Origin of the sequence: Micromonospora marina, assembly GCF_900091565.1 — a bacterium.
Classification (GTDB): domain Bacteria; phylum Actinomycetota; class Actinomycetes; order Mycobacteriales; family Micromonosporaceae; genus Micromonospora; species Micromonospora marina.
In genome coordinates this window covers 1-15,125 of sequence record NZ_FMCV01000043.1, presented here as the reverse complement: position 1 = coordinate 15,125, position 15,125 = coordinate 1, and the positions used below count along the sequence as shown (strand labels likewise).

Annotated in this window: 17 protein-coding genes; 9 read left to right on the top strand and 8 right to left on the bottom strand. The window is 67.9% G+C overall.

The window, feature by feature from the left end; genetic code table 11:
* The first annotated feature begins 317 nt into the window (after nt 1-317).
* The 6 genes from GA0070215_RS27315 (at nt 318) to GA0070215_RS27300 (ending at nt 7,411) form a co-directional block, all read left to right on the top strand.
* Entirely contained in the window at nt 318-1,028 is a 711-nt protein-coding gene (locus tag GA0070215_RS27315) for a methyltransferase domain-containing protein (protein ID WP_091051629.1), read from the top strand.
* Nucleotides 1,029-1,352: 324 nt separating this feature from the next.
* Nucleotides 1,353-1,541: a hypothetical protein gene (locus GA0070215_RS27310; RefSeq protein ID WP_018785300.1), complete on the top strand. Its 189-nt coding sequence runs from the start codon at nt 1,353-1,355 to the stop codon at nt 1,539-1,541.
* A 153-nt stretch (nt 1,542-1,694) separates the two neighbouring features.
* Nucleotides 1,695-4,922, top strand: coding sequence for an RHS repeat-associated core domain-containing protein (locus GA0070215_RS27305; RefSeq protein ID WP_244167175.1), 3,228 nt, complete (start codon nt 1,695-1,697; stop codon nt 4,920-4,922).
* Nucleotides 4,923-4,966: 44 nt separating this feature from the next.
* Complete coding sequence (locus GA0070215_RS28585) at nt 4,967-5,125, top strand: hypothetical protein (protein WP_018785302.1); 159 nt, start codon at nt 4,967-4,969, stop codon at nt 5,123-5,125.
* Nucleotides 5,126-6,279: 1,154 nt separating this feature from the next.
* Nucleotides 6,280-6,441, top strand: coding sequence for a hypothetical protein (locus GA0070215_RS28580; protein WP_018785303.1), 162 nt, complete (start codon nt 6,280-6,282; stop codon nt 6,439-6,441).
* Nucleotides 6,442-6,922: 481 nt separating this feature from the next.
* Nucleotides 6,923-7,411 carry a glutathione peroxidase gene (locus GA0070215_RS27300; RefSeq protein ID WP_018785304.1) on the top strand — a complete coding sequence of 163 codons (489 nt, stop codon included), beginning with the start codon at nt 6,923-6,925 and terminating at the stop codon, nt 7,409-7,411.
* A 71-nt stretch (nt 7,412-7,482) separates the two neighbouring features.
* Here GA0070215_RS27300 and GA0070215_RS27295 read toward each other — a convergent pair whose 3' ends face one another.
* The 7 genes from GA0070215_RS27295 to GA0070215_RS27265 form a co-directional block, all read right to left on the bottom strand.
* Nucleotides 7,483-8,286: an SGNH/GDSL hydrolase family protein gene (locus GA0070215_RS27295; protein WP_091051622.1), complete on the bottom strand. Its 804-nt coding sequence runs from the start codon at nt 8,284-8,286 to the stop codon at nt 7,483-7,485.
* Nucleotides 8,287-8,386: 100 nt separating this feature from the next.
* Nucleotides 8,387-8,893 (bottom strand): GNAT family N-acetyltransferase, encoded by a 507-nt coding sequence (locus GA0070215_RS27290; RefSeq protein ID WP_341845032.1) that lies wholly within the window; start codon nt 8,891-8,893, stop codon nt 8,387-8,389.
* Nucleotides 8,894-8,923: 30 nt separating this feature from the next.
* Entirely contained in the window at nt 8,924-9,274 is a 351-nt protein-coding gene (locus tag GA0070215_RS27285; protein WP_018785307.1) for a DUF2203 domain-containing protein, read from the bottom strand.
* A gap of 35 nt (nt 9,275-9,309) precedes the next feature.
* The gene (locus GA0070215_RS27280; RefSeq protein WP_018785308.1) at nt 9,310-9,630 is read right to left on the bottom strand and encodes a DivIVA domain-containing protein; all 321 of its coding nucleotides are present in this window, start codon (nt 9,628-9,630) and stop codon (nt 9,310-9,312) included.
* Nucleotides 9,630-10,703: an FAD-binding oxidoreductase gene (locus tag GA0070215_RS27275; protein ID WP_244167174.1), complete on the bottom strand. Its 1,074-nt coding sequence runs from the start codon at nt 10,701-10,703 to the stop codon at nt 9,630-9,632. Before GA0070215_RS27275 ends, GA0070215_RS27280 begins: the two co-directional genes overlap by 1 nt.
* Complete coding sequence (locus GA0070215_RS27270; protein WP_244167173.1) at nt 10,700-11,062, bottom strand: globin family protein; 363 nt, start codon at nt 11,060-11,062, stop codon at nt 10,700-10,702. The genes GA0070215_RS27275 and GA0070215_RS27270 overlap by 4 nt, the downstream gene beginning before the upstream one ends.
* Nucleotides 11,053-11,307 (bottom strand): hypothetical protein, encoded by a 255-nt coding sequence (locus GA0070215_RS27265; RefSeq protein WP_018785311.1) that lies wholly within the window; start codon nt 11,305-11,307, stop codon nt 11,053-11,055. Before GA0070215_RS27265 ends, GA0070215_RS27270 begins: the two co-directional genes overlap by 10 nt.
* 228 nt (nt 11,308-11,535) lie before the next feature.
* On the opposite strand from GA0070215_RS27265, the gene GA0070215_RS27260 reads away from it, so the two are divergent.
* From GA0070215_RS27260 to GA0070215_RS27250, 3 genes are read left to right on the top strand one after another with little or no spacing between them, the layout of a single operon-like run.
* Nucleotides 11,536-12,369: a DUF5919 domain-containing protein gene (locus tag GA0070215_RS27260; RefSeq protein WP_091051614.1), complete on the top strand. Its 834-nt coding sequence runs from the start codon at nt 11,536-11,538 to the stop codon at nt 12,367-12,369.
* Nucleotides 12,366-13,166 (top strand): inositol monophosphatase family protein, encoded by an 801-nt coding sequence (locus GA0070215_RS27255; RefSeq protein ID WP_091051611.1) that lies wholly within the window; start codon nt 12,366-12,368, stop codon nt 13,164-13,166. Before GA0070215_RS27260 ends, GA0070215_RS27255 begins: the two co-directional genes overlap by 4 nt.
* A 57-nt stretch (nt 13,167-13,223) precedes the next feature.
* Nucleotides 13,224-13,526, top strand: a complete 303-nt coding sequence (locus tag GA0070215_RS27250) for a 5-formyltetrahydrofolate cyclo-ligase family protein (RefSeq protein WP_244167172.1) — start codon at nt 13,224-13,226, stop codon at nt 13,524-13,526.
* A gap of 98 nt (nt 13,527-13,624) precedes the next feature.
* Here GA0070215_RS27250 and GA0070215_RS27245 read toward each other — a convergent pair whose 3' ends face one another.
* Nucleotides 13,625-15,025, bottom strand: coding sequence for an IS1380 family transposase (locus GA0070215_RS27245; RefSeq protein ID WP_091050167.1), 1,401 nt, complete (start codon nt 15,023-15,025; stop codon nt 13,625-13,627).
* Between the last annotated feature and the right edge of the window lie 100 nt (nt 15,026-15,125).

Sequence of the window (15,125 nt, the reverse complement as noted above, 5' to 3'; positions counted from 1 at the left end):
GACCAGGCGGCGGATACCGGCCACGTCGAGCTGGTCCTCGCGGCCGAACGAGTACAACACCCGGGTCTTGGACGCCTTCGCGGCCGGGTCCCACTCGTTGTGGGCCAACTGCAGGTAGCGGATCGTCTGCCCGTCACGGGTCTTGCGTGTCGACGCCTTCACGTACACGAGGCACGACCGTACACCGACTATGAAACCACGCATAGATCAGCAGCTCATGGAAGTTATCCACAGGCAGGCGTGTCACTAGGCGTTTTCGCCGTTCCCGCCAGGCTGCAACGCCCTGACCTGCACCTTCACACCGCGACGCCGACTATATCGACGCTGAGCTGCGGAACGCAGGGCGAGGGGTAGCGAAGAGACTGGGAACGCTCGGCCGATACACATCGCTCAGCGGTCGGCGACTGCTGGAGATCGGCTGCGGGGACGGCACATACACGATGCGGCTGGTAGACGCATTCGAGCAGATCGAGGCGGTCGACATCCAGCAGGACCGATTAGAGCTGTTCCGGGAGCGGCTGGCCGAGGACCCGGCGGCGGCGCAGAAGATCAACGTGCGGGAGTTGTCCGCCACCGAACTGGACTATCCGGATGAGAGTTTCGACCTGGTCACCGCCATCGAGGTGGTGGAGCACATCGATGATCTCGATGCCGCATTGCGGCAGGTGCACCGGGTGCTGGTGCCGGGTGGCCGGTTCGCGTTGACCACTCCCAACCGGTGGTTCCCGTTCGAGACGCACGGTTTCCTGATCCGCGGCAAGCGGTACCGGCCGGCGCGGGGCCCGTTCCTGCCGTGGATCGTCCCGCTGCACCGGCGGCTGGCTGACGCGCGTTCCTTCACCGCTCGTGGTTTGTCGGGGCAGCTTCGCCGGGCGGGGTTGGAGACGGTGGCGGTGGACTACATCATGCCGCCGTTTGACCGGTCCGGTTTCGGGCAGCGGATCCGCCCGGTGACCGACGCGATCGAGCGGTCGCCGCTGAGATTCTTCGGCATGGCGCTGGCGGTGGTGGCCCGGCGACCGGACTGACGGAGGCTCGCTACCCGGCTACTGGAAGAAGCCCGGCGGACGCGGCCCAGGTCGGCCACCGCCGGGCTTCACCGTGGGCTCGACGCCAGCTCGGTGACCGCTCCACTTGATCAAGCCGATCGCCATCACGTAGCGCCATCAAACTGTGCATTTCCGGGCGATTTGAACCTTTAATACTAGCTGTTTGTAATAGTTATTGACCTGAGACTTGTCGGCTCGATAGCTTGTCTCCCGACACAACGGTTGACCGATGGCAACCAGTGATATCAACGGGGGATGCGCGAATGACGATGACGGGCTGAAAACTTCCGAACTTCAGCGCTGATGGCGCTTTTCGGCACGGTCGCCCGCTGCCTACTTCTGGGCTTGGGGTGGCTGTTTCCGCTGCTCGCCGAGGCAAGATTCCGCATCGACCACGATTTGGGCTCTTTCAACGAATCGTGCGAATCGTGCGAGCTGTTCGCCTCGACCGGCGTTCGCGAGAAATCATCTGGCAGTCTTTTCAACGCCTGATAGGTCTTCAATCCCGGCGGGCCCGCCCTTGGCGAGGGTGCCGCTTTCAATCAACCATGCCGTTCGTCGATTCCGCCGATGAACGGCATGGCGAGGTATGTCCTCCTCCTGGCGGATGGGCCGTCGGGAGCGTGTGTGGGAGATGGAGTGTTGATGGGTCAACGTCGAGTGGCTGTGGGAGTGGCGTCCGCGCTGCTGGCCACGTCAGTGCTGGCGGTTCCGCCGGCTGTGTCCTCCGCTGCGCCCGCGGCGCCGCAGGAGGCGGCGGACACGCCGCAGGTGTCGCCGCGGTCGTCGTCGAAGGTGTGGTTGTTCGACTCACCGCAGCGCGCGGTGACGCGGGCCGCCGCGGGGGCGGCGCCGTCGGTACCCAAGGGCACCGGGCCGGTGCGCAACGGCACCCTGGTGTCGTTCTCGCTGGCGGATCGGATGGAGGTGAAGGTCAACGTCGGGTCCGGCAACTTGATGGTGAACACCACCGACCTGACCCTGCCCGGGATCGCCGGGAACGTGACGCTGGGGGCGTCGTTCAACAGCCTGATGTTGGGCAGTGACCTGTCGGTCGGCGCGCACGGGCCGGGTTGGCGGACGCGGTCCGGGCAGGACGTGAAGCTGTATCCGGCCGATGACAGCTCGGTCACCTACGCCGCCGCCGACGGCGTGGTCGGGAAGTTCACCTGGACCGGTTCGGCCTACACGACGCCGGGTGAGTTCAAGGCCAAGCTGGTCAAGAACGGCAGCGGGTGGAAGCTGACCGAGAACGACAGCGGCAAGGAGCTGTTCTTCACCTCCGACGGTCTGCTGGACAAGACCGAGGACCGCAACGACAACGTCACCGACTACTCCTACAGCGGCGGGCAGCTGACCCAGGTCGTCTCCGACCGGGGCGGCCAGTACGCCCGCACGGCGACGGTCACGTTCGTGAACGGGCGGTTGAAGACGTACGAGCAGAGCGACGCCTACAACGTCATCCGGACGGTGTCCTACACGTACGACACCAACAACCGCCTGAAGGCGATCGACCTGCTCGGCGCGACCCGGCAGTACGCGTTCGAGTACAACAGCGCCGGTGACCTGGTCAAGATCTGGTCCAAGGACGACACCTACAGCCTCGTCACCTACGACGGGCAGCACCGGGTCACCTCGTTCACCCAGGTCACCGACAACGCCACCAATCAGGGCGCGACCACCCGGTTCGCCTACCCCACGTCGTCGCAGACGAAGATGGCCGACCCCCGCCAGGACCTCTCCCAGCCGGTCGCATCCGTGCCGCACACCACGTACGACCTGAACAGCGACAAGCGGGTCACCAAGGCCACCGACCCGGCCGGCAACGAACGCTCCAAGACGTACACGCCGTGGCAGGACGTGGCCACCACCGTCAGCCCCGAGGGCAGCACGGTCACCAACACCTACGGCGCCAACGCCGGGCAGTCACTGACCAAGTCGGCCTCCCCGTCCGGCGCCAGCGCATCCGCCGCCTACGCCAACCCGGCGACCTCGACGAACCCGACCGCGAACTTTCAGCCATCCTCGTCCATCGACACGCAGAGCAACTCGTCGACCTACACCTACAACGGCGCCGGCAACCGCACCTCCACCGCCGACGCCCTCGCCGCCAAGGCCGAGGTCGACTACAACACCAACGGCACCGTCAAGACCTCCACCGACCCGGCGAACACCGGCAACCCCACCACCTACACCTACAACAGCGACAAGCAGATCACGACCCTGACCCCGCCCACCGGCAACGGCCTGGCCGTCAAGACGTTCACCTACGACGTCCTCGGCCGCGTCCGCACCGTCGCCCAGGGCGGCTGCACCACCACCTACGACTGGACCAAGGACGACCGGCTGGAGAAGGCCAGCTACTCCGGCTGCGGCACCAACCCCACCCCGGTCACCTACCAGTACGGGCGCGCCGGGAACCTGATCAGCCGCACCGACGCCACCGGCACCACCACCTACGAGTGGGACAACCTCAACCGGCTACACCGGCGCACCAACCCCGGCACCGCGACGTTCGTCTACGAGCACGACCTCGCCGGGAACCTCACCGGGATCACCGACGGCCGCGGCATGACCAAGCACTACTACAACACCCGCAACTGGCTGGTCCGCACCGACACCGCCAGCGGCACCCGCTACAACTACTCCTACGACAACGACGGCAACCGCACCAACACGTGGTTCGCCACCGATGAGGGCAACAGCGTCTACGCCCTGCGCGTCAAGACCACCTACGACAAGTCCGACCGGCCCACCCGCATCACCGCCACCCGCAACTCCGCCGCTCCCGCGACGGTGTTCGACGTGACCTACTGCTACGCCAAGTACACCTCCGGACAGCCCTGCTCCACCGCCACCGCCAACGACACCGGCCTGCGGCAGTGGCAGAAGGACGAAACCTCCGGCGCGATCAGCCAGTTCACCTACGACAAGGCCAACCGGCTCACCAAGGCCACCAACTACAACGGCAAGACCTACGACTACACCTACGACAGCAACGGCAACCGCAAGACGGTCAAGGTCGACGGCACCACCACCCAGACCCTGACCTACAACACCGCCAACCAGGTCACCACCACCAACAACACCTACGACAACCGCGGCAACCAGACCCGCGCCAGCGCCCCGTCGGTCAACCCGGTCACCTACAACGGCGCCAACCAGATGACCGGCGCGAACACCGGCACCTACGCCTACGCCGGCACCGACCAGGTCGAACTCACCCGCGCCGGCACCACCACCCTGCAGTACGGCTACGAAGACCAGCACGGCATGCCCTGGCTCCAGTCCTGGACCGCCGCCGGCACCACCGTCTACGTCGAACGCGACGGCCTCGGCACCCCGCTCGGCCTGCGGATCAACGGCACCGACACCGCCTTCGTCCTCGACGGACTCGGCACCCCCGTCGCCGCCGTCAAGGCCAACGGCACCCTCGCCGCCACCTACAAGTACGACCCCTACGGCAACGCCACCACCACCGACGAAACCAACCTCGGTGCGAGCAACCTGGTGCGCTACACCGGTGGCATCTACGACCAGAGCACCGGATTTACCAAGTTCGGCCAGCGCTGGTACAACCCCCAACAAGGCCGATTCACCCAGCAAGACAGCCTCAGCTTCATCGGCAGCCCTGACCACGGCAACCGCTACGCATACGCCAGCGGCAACCCCATCAACTACACCGATCCCACGGGGCTATTCACATGGTCGGGCCTGGTCTACGCGTCGGCGGGTGCGGCAGTCACGGGAGCCGTCACCGGTTGCCTCAGCACGATTCTTGCCGGATGCGTCGAGGGAATGGTCGTGGGGTTCGTGACAGGAGCAGTAGGCGGTGCAGTAGGCTACGTCATCGCACAGGGCCAGCCGGAATGACTTCTGATCGGCTGAGCGTCGGCCTCTAATCGTAGGAACTTACAATGCTGAAGACTCAGTACGTTGCGTTTGGCGCGCTAATGCTCCTAGCCGGCATAGGCATCGGCAAGTTCATGGTGGGAGGCACCTGGGCTGTGGCGATCGTTACCGGCGTCATAATGGGGGCTCTCTCAGCTGTGCTTCTGAGAGTCCTGAAGGGTTAGGTCGTAATCTAGCGCGTGACGCATTCGGTCCGCTGAAGGCGAGACAACAGGTTGGGGCTCGACGGCTTTGCCGTCGAGCCCCAACGCAGGGATTGAGCCTCTTTCATCCTGCGTAGCGGTTGGCTCCGACGTGGTCCAGGACGAGGATGGCCCGCACGATCGTGATCGCTCACCGTGGGCAGCAGCCCAACTCGTTCAGGATCTCCAGGTCTTGAGGGTGGCGATCGCGCGTTTGCCGGGGGCGCGGTTTACGGCCTTCGGTCGGCGTGGAAGCGTTGCCGCTAAACGAAGGTCATCAAGTCTTCTCTCGTCAGCGCCTCGCTGATGCCGTGGGTTCCGGGCGGCAGTCGGATGTTCAACACGCAGGGACAACCTCAGCTTCATCGGCAGCCCTGACCACGGCAACCGCTACGCATACGCTGGCGGCAACCCAGTCAACTTCGTAGACCCGACGGGTAACGATCACGATGACCCATTCGTCGACGCGATTGACACCGCAGGTAAGGTCGGTGGAGCTGGAGTCATCATCGGTGGAGTTGCGGGCTGCATTTTCGGGGCGTTCGCCGGTCCTGTCGGCTGTCTGGCCGGCGGCGCCTTTGGCGGAATCTTCCTCGGAGGGTTCATTCCTGTTTGGTATTGCATATTACTGGGGTTCCCGCTAGGAGGCTTAAGGTGCGGCGTCGCCCGTCAGCTCGGATATTCACGCTATTGCTGATCCTGTTTGCAGCAATTTTCGTTGCTGCAGGCTACCTGAGCGGTCACCTCGGTTTTAGCAGGGTACAGGCCATTCTGGCCATGGCCGTCCTCGGGCTAGTGGCCGTCCCGGCTTTGATAATCGTGGCACCGCACATCCTGCAACGGCGAGGGAAGTGAACTGAGCACTCAGGGGCGTCTGCACAGGAAGGTTCAACTCCAGCCCGCAAGCGTCATCGACGCACTTGCGTACTGCGGATCGCGGGCTCACTCGCTGTTGCTGCGACTAGTCAGATACTGGCGGCCGAAGACTGTTCGTACTGGCCGAGCTCGGTTGGTTCCTCCTCTCGGTCAGGGCCGTTGTTCTTCGCTTAAGGTGAGGTTGCGGGACCAGCTTCGCTGGTCCCGCAACCCGGGGAAGGAGTTCTCTCATGGCGGTAAGTCGTAGGCGGGTAGGACAGATGTTGCTCCTGTTCATCGTGTTGTTCGGCGTGGGTGGTCTGACGCTGGGCTGGCTGCTCGGGCAGACGAATCTGTCGCAGTGGGTCAAGATCACGGCATCGCTGGGCTACGCGATCTGCGGCGGCGGCGTCGCGGCCCTCATCTACCTGCGGCAGCGTTGAGCGGGCGACTCGTCAGCTTTCGTCCATTGAGCCTTTTCCAAGCTGATCTTGCAGCTCGGGCGGGTGTGGCAGGCCCGGTGATCGATGGGTGCAAGGCTCCAGGTAGGACAGCTGTCGACCAAGACTCGAAGCCGGCCGGCGTCAGCCCGCACACCAGCGCCGCCTGCTGCTCCAGCAGGCGGCGGTAGGACCGGGTGCAGGACGTCTCCGCCGCCGTACTTCAGCTCGTTGACTCGCTTCACCTGCTCGCTGCTCTGCCGGCACCCGTCCCGGTCGATCGCGGTGATTCCGCTGACTGCCCGCGGTCAGACCACAGACCTCGGCTGCCTCGGCCTCCCGACCGGGCTCCTAACCATCGCGCTCGGCGGCGTCGATGCGCCGCTACCGATCGTCGTAGACAGTTCTGTCCTGCGGGCTCAACCGGTTCGCGACCTGCTCGTCGTCGCAGCGCCGAACCCCCGAAGGGCCGTAGCCTCGTCCCATGACCGTTTTCGACGTCCAGATCGACGCCCTCACCGGCGGCCCGGCCGACCTCGGCCGCTACCGCGGCCGCGCCCTGCTCGTGGTCAACGTGGCCTCCCGCTGCGGCCTCACCCCGCAGTACGCGGGCCTCCAGGAACTCGCCGACACGTACGCCGGGCGCGGGCTGACGGTGCTCGGTGTGCCGTGCAACCAGTTCGCCGGCCAGGAGCCGGGGAGCGCCGCCGAGATCGAGGAGTTCTGCCAGGTCAACTACGGCGTGACGTTCCCGCTGACGGAGAAGGTCGACGTCAACGGGCCGGGCCGGCACCCGCTCTACGCGGAGCTGGTGTCCACGCCGGACGCCGAGGGGCACACCGGCGACGTGCGCTGGAACTTCGAGAAGTTCCTCGTCGCGCCGGACGGCACGGTGGCCGCCCGGTTCGGCCCGCAGGTCACGCCCGAGGACCCCGATCTGCGTACGGCGATCGAGAAGGCCCTGCCGGCCTGACCGGCGCCCCGGCGGCGGGCACGGCGCAGCGGCACGCCCCCGCGGGAGGCGTGCCGCTGCCGTGGACCGGGTCAGCCGGCGGCGGCCCGGAAGACCGGGTAGTAGCCGCCGGACTGCCCGGCGGCCGTCGGGTGGTACGACTTGCTCAGGCTCAGCACGTTCAGCGCGTGCAGCCACTTGGTCCCGTAGCTGCACAGCTGGTGACCGACGAAGATGGAGCGGACGTCGGCGAAGGTGAAGCCGGCCGAGACGGCGGCCGTGCGGGTGATGTCGTCGAGCAGATTGATGCCCTCGTTGATCTTCGCTCGGGACGTCGCGCTGAGCCCGATGCAGGTGGTGCCGAGCTGGTAGAACACCGGGTAGCCGACCACCACGACGCGGGCCGAGGGCGAGCGGCTCTTGATGCCGTTGTAGACGTTGGCGAGGCGGCCCGGCATCGAGGTGCGGGCCACGTTCATGGCGGACTGCACGGCCGCCACGCACTGGGTCTCCCCCTGAAGCACGCAGGTGCTCATGATGTTGGCGAAGCCGACGTCGTTGCCGCCCACTGTCACGCTGACCAGTGTGGTGGTGGAGGAGAGCGCGGAGAGCTGGCTGTTTATGACGTCGGCCGTGGTGGCGCCGGAGCAGGCGACCGACCGGTACGACGCGGGCTTGATGTTGGTGTTGTAGAGCGCCGGATAGGCCTTCGTGCTGCGCAGGCAGCTGCCGCTCTCGGACGTGTAGCTGTCGGCGCCGACGCCGGAGGCGTACGAGTCGCCGAGCGCGACGTAGCGGTCGGACGGGGCCGCCTGGGCGGGGGCGGCCAGAGACAGAGTGACCCCGACCGAGGCGGCCAGGGTCAGGGCGAGGGTGGCAAGACGGGATCTCCGCACGTCGCACTCCTGGGGGCGTGAAGTGGTGGTGAGAGATAGATATCAATAAGATCACAGCGCATGGAAGATCACCGATTTGCGGCCGGGCGCGCATAGCGACTTACACCGACAAATCGTTGCCGGTTTCGCCTAGCGGAATGAAGGATTCCTCCGCCGGGAAGGTCAGCCGCATCGCCGGGTCGGCGGTCTCCCGGAAGCCGAGAGCCCGGTAGAGCGGCCGGCCGGCCGCCGACGCCCGCAGGTCCACCCGGCGCACACCCCGGTGCCGGAACCAGGCCAGCAGGGCGGTCAGGCAGGCTCGGCTGTGCCCGCGCCTGCGGTACGCCGGGTCGGTGCTGACGTTGAAGACGTACCCGACCAGGCCACTCGGGTCGTCCGGCCCGCCGAGCCGCCGCCGCTCCACGGTGCCCACCGCGCAGGCCGCCAGCGACGCGCCGCCCGGCGCGTCGACCACGAAGGCGGCGAGCCAGGGATCCGGCTCGGCCAGCCAGGCACGCAGATTGTCCCGGGCGACGTCCTGCCACCGCCCCGGCGGCGTCGGCACCCCGCTCATACCCGCGAGCATCAGCCCGCGCAGCCGCACCAGCTCGTCGGCGTCGGACGGCACCGCCCGGCGCACCTCACCCACAGCGCGCCGTCAGACCGGACGGCGGCCGGCGAAACCGCACTCGACCCGGTGGTACCACCTGATGTCGGTGTCCCCCTCCAGCCAGCACCAGAGCACCGCCCGGCCGTCGCGCTCACCGGGAAAGTCGAGCAACACCGGGGCGATCCCCTTGACCGCGATGTCGTGCTGGTGGAACTCGTCCACCACCACGTGCAGCCGCGCCTCCAGCGCCTTCACCTCGGCGAGCCCGCCGAGCGCGCTGACGCCGTGGTCGGCCAGATCGACCCGTAGCTCGGCCAGGTCGGCCCGCAGCCGGATCAGCTCGTCGACGCGCGGTCGCAGCGTGGCCACCAGGTGTCGCGCCTGGGCGAGAGTGAACACCGGGCCAGTATGCGGCACGACCGGTGTCGTCCGCGTCACCGCTCACCCGCAGGTCGACCGTCAGGGCTGGGACGAGAGTCTGGAATGGCCGCGGGACACCGGCCGACGCCGGCAGCCTCCCGCACCTCGGCCTGCCAGGCGCGCAGGGCTCGCTTGATGCGGTCGTTCTCGCCCAGCGCGTCGTCGAGCAGCCGGGTCCGCTCCCCCAGCTCGTAGACGAGCCGATGCAGCAGCGCGTCGACGTCGTCGGTCCGGTAGCCGCGCCGGCCCAGTGACGTGCGGGGCAGCTCGACGGCGCCGAGCCGGTCCGCGGTGAGCGGGCCGGCCAGCACGTTGCGGCTGCGGTAGACGCCCATCAGGTGCCGAACCCGTCCGGCAGGTGGATCCGCTCAGCCGGCACCCCACCGGCGAGCAACCGTAGCCGCGACCCGGCCACCATCAGCGGTGGCCCGCACAGGTAGACCTCCTGACCGGGACGCCAGTGGTCGAGCGCGACGGTGAGCGCGTCGCCCTGCTCTCCCGCCTCCGCCACCGGATCGTGCGAGAACGCGGGCACGACGGTCAGCCAGTTGTGGGCGCTCTGGAGCTTGTCCAGGCTGATCGGGTCGTAGAGGTCGGCGAGGGTGCGGGCGCCGACGACCAGTGTTACCCGGGGACCGGCCGGTGCGGTGGCGACCTGCTCGACCAGGGCGCGCAGCGGCGCCAGCCCGGTGCCCCCGGCGACGAGCAGCAGGTCCGCATCCGACGCCGGATCGAGGGTCAGGCCGATCGACCGGGGCGGGCCGAGCCAGATCCGATCATCGGGGCGTACCCGGTGCACGAGCGCGCGGGAGACGGCGGCGACGGCACGGATGTGGAGTTCGACGGTGCCGTCGGCGCGCGGAGCGTTGGCCGGCGAGTACCAACGCCACCGGCCCGACCGGCGCTCGGTGCAGACGGGCAGCGCCTGACCGGGCCGGAACGCCAGGCGGCGCCAGGGGCGCACGGTCACCACGGCGATGCCGTCGGCCGCCCGGTCGTGGTCGACGACCTGCGCCGGCCACCAGGGCGGGCCGTCGCCGGCCTGCTCGACCACACGGCTCACCGCCGCCGTGGCCCGCCGGCTGGCCCCTGCCCAGGCCGCCGCCAGCTCCGGTGTCCACCTCACCTGCCGGGACACCGTCGCGACGAGCGCGGCCTCGACGGTGAGCTGGTGCGGCAGCAGGCGGTAGCGGCGGTAGGCCCGGCCAAGCACGGCCAACAGCGCCGCCCGCCCGGCCGGGTCGTCACCACCGCTGGCCAGCCGTCCGAATGCGGCGAGGAACACCGTCGCCTCCCGCTCCGGCAGCGTCCCGGGGCAGCGATCCTCGACCGCACACCAGAAATGGTCGGCTGCCTCGCGGGCGTACCGCATGGTGACGGACCACGACGCGGCCAGGGCGGCGGTCACGAGCCGGCCTCGTCCGAGAAGGCCCGCCGGGCCGCTGTCACCGAGCCCGCCGGCACGTCCAGCGCCCAGAGCACCCCGGCCAGGTAGTCGACCACGCGGCGGTGCTGCGCCTCGGTCAGGCCCAGGCCGCGCCACGCCCCGGCCGCCGGGCGGGCGATGTCGCCCGCCGGTCCGCCGAGCGCCACTGTGAGCGTGAGCGCCAGGTGTCCGGCGAGCCGGGCCCGATCAACCCCGACGAGGTACGGCGCCAGCTCGGCGTCCGCCGCCACCAGCCGCAGCCACCGGGCCACCGCCTCGCGCACCGCCGCCGACCCGGACCAGCTCTCCTTCGGGTACGCCCCGAGCCCGGTCACGCCCACGGCCAGGCGCCCGGGTCGCCTACGGCGGCCAGCTCGTCCACGCGCTCCTCGGTGAGCCCGGCCGCCAGGAGTGTGCTGCGGCCCCAGCGGGCCAGCCGGCACGGATGCGGTACCCGCTCACTGCGGCACAGTGGACCCGCCGGCCACCGCTCCGGCACATGCACCGCCACCGCGCGCACGGCGAGCGCCACGTCCTCGTCGCTGACCGGAGTGAGCACCGGGAAGTCGTCCAGCACCGCCGCCATGAAGAGCCCTTCCGTCGAAAGTCCGAGCGGCACCGGGGCGGGCGGGGACGGCGGACGCGCTCGGGTGACGCCCCACCGGAGCCCAGCACCCGCCCCGGGCCATGCGTCCACCCTCGCCAACTTGCGACTCATGGGGTACGACTACGCTCTGCACTTGCGCTGTACCAGCTCTGAAGTCGAGCCGCTAAGCTGCTGGCGGCCGGTCTCGACGCACTCGGAGGCGAGCCGATGACGACCGTGCAGAAGTGGACCGGCCGAGAGACCCGGATGCTGCGGCACGCGCTGCGGATGAGCATCCGCGACTTCGCCGAACACCTCGGCGTCAGCGAGCGCACCGTATCGAAGTGGGAGGCCGGCCGGGATGCTGTGCAGCCCCGACCGGAGATGCAGGCCGCTCTCGACACCGCGCTCGCGCGGGCGGGGAACGAGGCTCATCGGCGGTTCCGGTCAGGCTTGAGATTGGCCGATGTCGCCGAGCTGCGGCAAGCTGCTGCCCATGTCCAGGCGGAACGAAACGGCGATACCTCAACAGCGGACGTCACGGCGGTTTTCCGCAGTCGGGCTGAGCTCTCTGCGTCTCTGCCTGCGGACCGCATCCTGGACGGCGCTCGAAAGGTTCGAGCGATGGGACTCTCCCTGAACCTGCTGTGCCAGCACTATCCCGATCACCGCTGGCGTCAGCTCATCGAAGGCGGCGCACAGGTCCGATGCCTGTTCCTGGACCCTGATGGCTCGGCGATCCAAGCCAGGGAACGTGAGGAGAGCTTCCCGGCCGGTCAGCTCGCGGCACTGACGAAGCTCAACATCGAGACGATGTTGCGGGTGCGTGACCGCCTGTCCGGCGAACTGCGCGGCAGCGTGCAGATCTCCCTCTACGACGAGACGCTTCGATTCAACGTGCTCCTCATCGACGACCTCTGCCTTGCCCAGGCGTACCTGCCCGCGAGCCGAGGGGTCGACTCTCCGACCTTCGTGATGCGACGGCGAGACTCCGCGACGGGGTTATATCAGGTGTATGAGCAGGTCTTCGACTCTCAGTGGGAGCGGAGCCGACAACTGTGACCTCGTATCGTGAGCTGCTGCCGGTCGCCCTTGATGCTGTTGGTCGGGCAGCCACCTTGATGCGCCGCCGGGCACCGGTCACCTCTGCCAGTAAAGGTGACCGCGATCTCGTTTCGAACGTCGACTACGCGATCGAGCGAGACCTTCGATCATTCCTGCGCGATGCGACACCCGGCATCGCCTTCCTCGGAGAGGAGGAGGGCGTCAGCGGCGCCGGGGATCTGCAATGGACGCTCGATCCAGTCGACGGAACGATCAACTTCGTTCGCGGTCTCCCCTTGTGCGGCATCTCGCTCGGCTTACTCCACGGAACACGTCCAGCCCTCGGCGTCGTTGACCTGCCCTTCCTCGGTGCTCGATACTGGGCCGCCGAGGGTTGTGGAGCATTCGCGAACGGCGAGCCGGTCAAGGTGAGCGACACCACGAGCCTGAGCGAAGCCGTCGTGGGGATCGGCGATTTCGCCGTCGGAATGGATGCCGCGAACAAGAATCGGATCCGGCTGGCACTGATGGCGCGGCTCGCCGAGACAGTGCAGCGTGTGCGGATGAGTGGATCAGCCGCAGTGGATCTCGTCTGGCTGGCGGAGGGGAAGATTGACGCCGCCATCACCCTTTCCAACCACACCTGGGACATGACAGCCGGGGTGGCCATCGCCCGCGAGGCGGGAGCCGTCGTCGTCGACAGCAGAGGGGCCGAGTACAGCGCCGAGGCGACGACCACCCTCGCGGTCACCCCTGGGCTGGTCGGTCAAATGTTGCCGCACCTGCGGGAGAACGGCGACGGCGTAAGCCGATGACGACTGTGGCAGGGGTCGAGCCTGACGCTCGCGCTGATGTCATCATGAGGAGGTCACATGGACATCGATGAGGCAAAACGCGAGGTGCGTGAGACCGTTTGGTCACGGTTGGAACGGGCCGGACAGGCACTACCCCCTGGTGCGCACGGGCGTATCCCCGGCTTCATTGGAGCCGAGCGGGCCGCACAACGGCTTACTGCGCATGACGCTTGGCGCAGCGCCCGCGTCATCAAGTCCAACCCCGACAAGGCTCAACTTTCGGTAAGGCTGCAGGCGCTTGCCGAGGGCAAGCTCCTCTACATGGCAGTGCCTAACCTCGGTCTTTCACTTGAGCATGGATCCATAGCTTGTTATCGATGAAGTTGATTCGCGCTGGTTTTGCCGCTTTGTTGGCATGCTGAGGGCCCGGCGCTGGGCCGGGTTCCTCCGTGTTGCGGGTTGGAGCGTGAGCCTCGACGTCAGCCGGTGGGCCGGGGTAGTGCGGCGAGCTTGTTGAATGCGCTGGTCAGGGCGTTGGCCCAGGGCCAGTTGGCGGCGATGGCGAGTCGTGTCCTGCGGGCGGTGCGGGTGATCCGGGCGGCGACGTGTAGCAGCCGGTAACGCAGCTTCTTGGGCTCGGCGGTGGCCAGTTCGCCGTCCAGGAGCAGGTTCTGGGTCCAGGCGAGCAGGTCGATGCCGGTCAGCGCCAACTGGAGCCAGGCCTGGTTGATGGCGAAGTGTCGGGACGGGAACCGGCCGAAACCGGTGTTCTTGCCGGTGCGGATGCGGTCTTCAACGCGGGCGTGTGCCCGGTGCCGGGCCTCCAGGAACTGGACGCTGCCGCCGCCGGGTGGGGTGTCGGTGGCGACGACCTGATGCCGCCAGCCCTCGATGGTGTCGAACAGCGACAGTTGGGCACCGGGGTGCGGGCGTTCCCGGCGGACCAGGAACCGGGTGCCCTCCGGCCAGCCGGTGGCGTCGAACAGGCCCGTGATCTCGCAGACCTCGGCATGTTCACGCAGGTCACCGACGGTGTCGACGGCGGGAGCCCAGCCGGTCGCAGCCCGGATCGCCTCGCGCACGCCGGCGGTGATCGCGGCACCGACGGAGAACCGGATGTCCAGGTGGTGCTGCTCGCGCAAGGACCGGATGTGGGCGAGGAAGCCGTGACTGGAACCAGCCGAATCGGCGCGCAGCAGGATCGGGGTGCCGTGCCGGTGGGCGTCGGGAAGCTGAGCGAGGGCCTGGTCGAGCACGGTGATGTGGTCGGTGGTGGTGTTGGATCCGGCCCGGCCTTCGCGCAGCAGGCCGGCGAGGGCTTCGCCGGTGTTGTCCAGGAAGCACAGCAGCGGGTGGTAGCCGAACGTCTTCTTCCAGGTGCGGGTCGCTGATTCCTTGCCGGAGTGGCAGATCACGATGGTCGCGTCGATGTCCAGGACCAGGCCGTCAACCTGCCGGCCGGCCACCATCGGCTGCGGCAGGTCACCGCGGACCTCGGCGTGCTGGGCCCAAGCGACCTCACGGGCGTGTGCCCGTGCAGACCGCAGATCGACCAGCACCGTGTCGTCGAGCTGCGACAACAGCCGCCACGCGGTCGGGTCGGACGCCACCGGCCCGAACAGCGCCTGTTGGTCTCGTAGTACTGCCAGGTCAGCGATGGCCTCACCACCGTCGGCGAGCATCACGGCAAGATCGACGGCGATCCGACCCGGGTCGTGCCCGCGCTGCCGCTGCCGCAGACCCGCAAGGGCGTGGCTGAACGCGCTGGTCAGGCCGGTCGCATCAGCCAGATCAGCGAGCAGCCGGGCACCAGCGTGCCCGACGATGCCCCGCCCGTCTCCAGTCACCATGATCTTCGGACGTATTGCGGTAGCCTTCATCCAGCAAGTGCCTTCCGTGACAGGAACATCGGACCCTCAGCAAGTCCTATTTTCCCTGATCAGAAGGCACTTCCTCGTTTCCGGTCCACTCCTTGGACAG

What these genes read in the sequence shown, in the direction of transcription:
- GA0070215_RS27310 (WP_018785300.1), top strand. Translation starts at nt 1,353, where the DNA reads ATGGCGCTTTTCGGCACGGTCGCCCGCTGCCTACTTCTGGGCTTGGGG.
- GA0070215_RS27305 (WP_244167175.1), top strand. Translation starts at nt 1,695, where the DNA reads ATGGGTCAACGTCGAGTGGCTGTGGGAGTGGCGTCCGCGCTGCTGGCC.
- GA0070215_RS28585 (WP_018785302.1), top strand. Translation starts at nt 4,967, where the DNA reads ATGCTGAAGACTCAGTACGTTGCGTTTGGCGCGCTAATGCTCCTAGCC.
- GA0070215_RS28580 (WP_018785303.1), top strand. Translation starts at nt 6,280, where the DNA reads ATGTTGCTCCTGTTCATCGTGTTGTTCGGCGTGGGTGGTCTGACGCTG.
- GA0070215_RS27300 (WP_018785304.1), top strand. Translation starts at nt 6,923, where the DNA reads ATGACCGTTTTCGACGTCCAGATCGACGCCCTCACCGGCGGCCCGGCC.
- GA0070215_RS27280 (WP_018785308.1), bottom strand. Translation starts at nt 9,630, where the DNA reads ATGGGCGTCTACCGCAGCCGCAACGTGCTGGCCGGCCCGCTCACCGCG.
- GA0070215_RS27265 (WP_018785311.1), bottom strand. Translation starts at nt 11,307, where the DNA reads ATGGCGGCGGTGCTGGACGACTTCCCGGTGCTCACTCCGGTCAGCGAC.
- GA0070215_RS27260 (WP_091051614.1), top strand. Translation starts at nt 11,536, where the DNA reads ATGACGACCGTGCAGAAGTGGACCGGCCGAGAGACCCGGATGCTGCGG.
- GA0070215_RS27250 (WP_244167172.1), top strand. Translation starts at nt 13,224, where the DNA reads ATGGACATCGATGAGGCAAAACGCGAGGTGCGTGAGACCGTTTGGTCA.
- GA0070215_RS27245 (WP_091050167.1), bottom strand. Translation starts at nt 15,025, where the DNA reads ATGAAGGCTACCGCAATACGTCCGAAGATCATGGTGACTGGAGACGGG.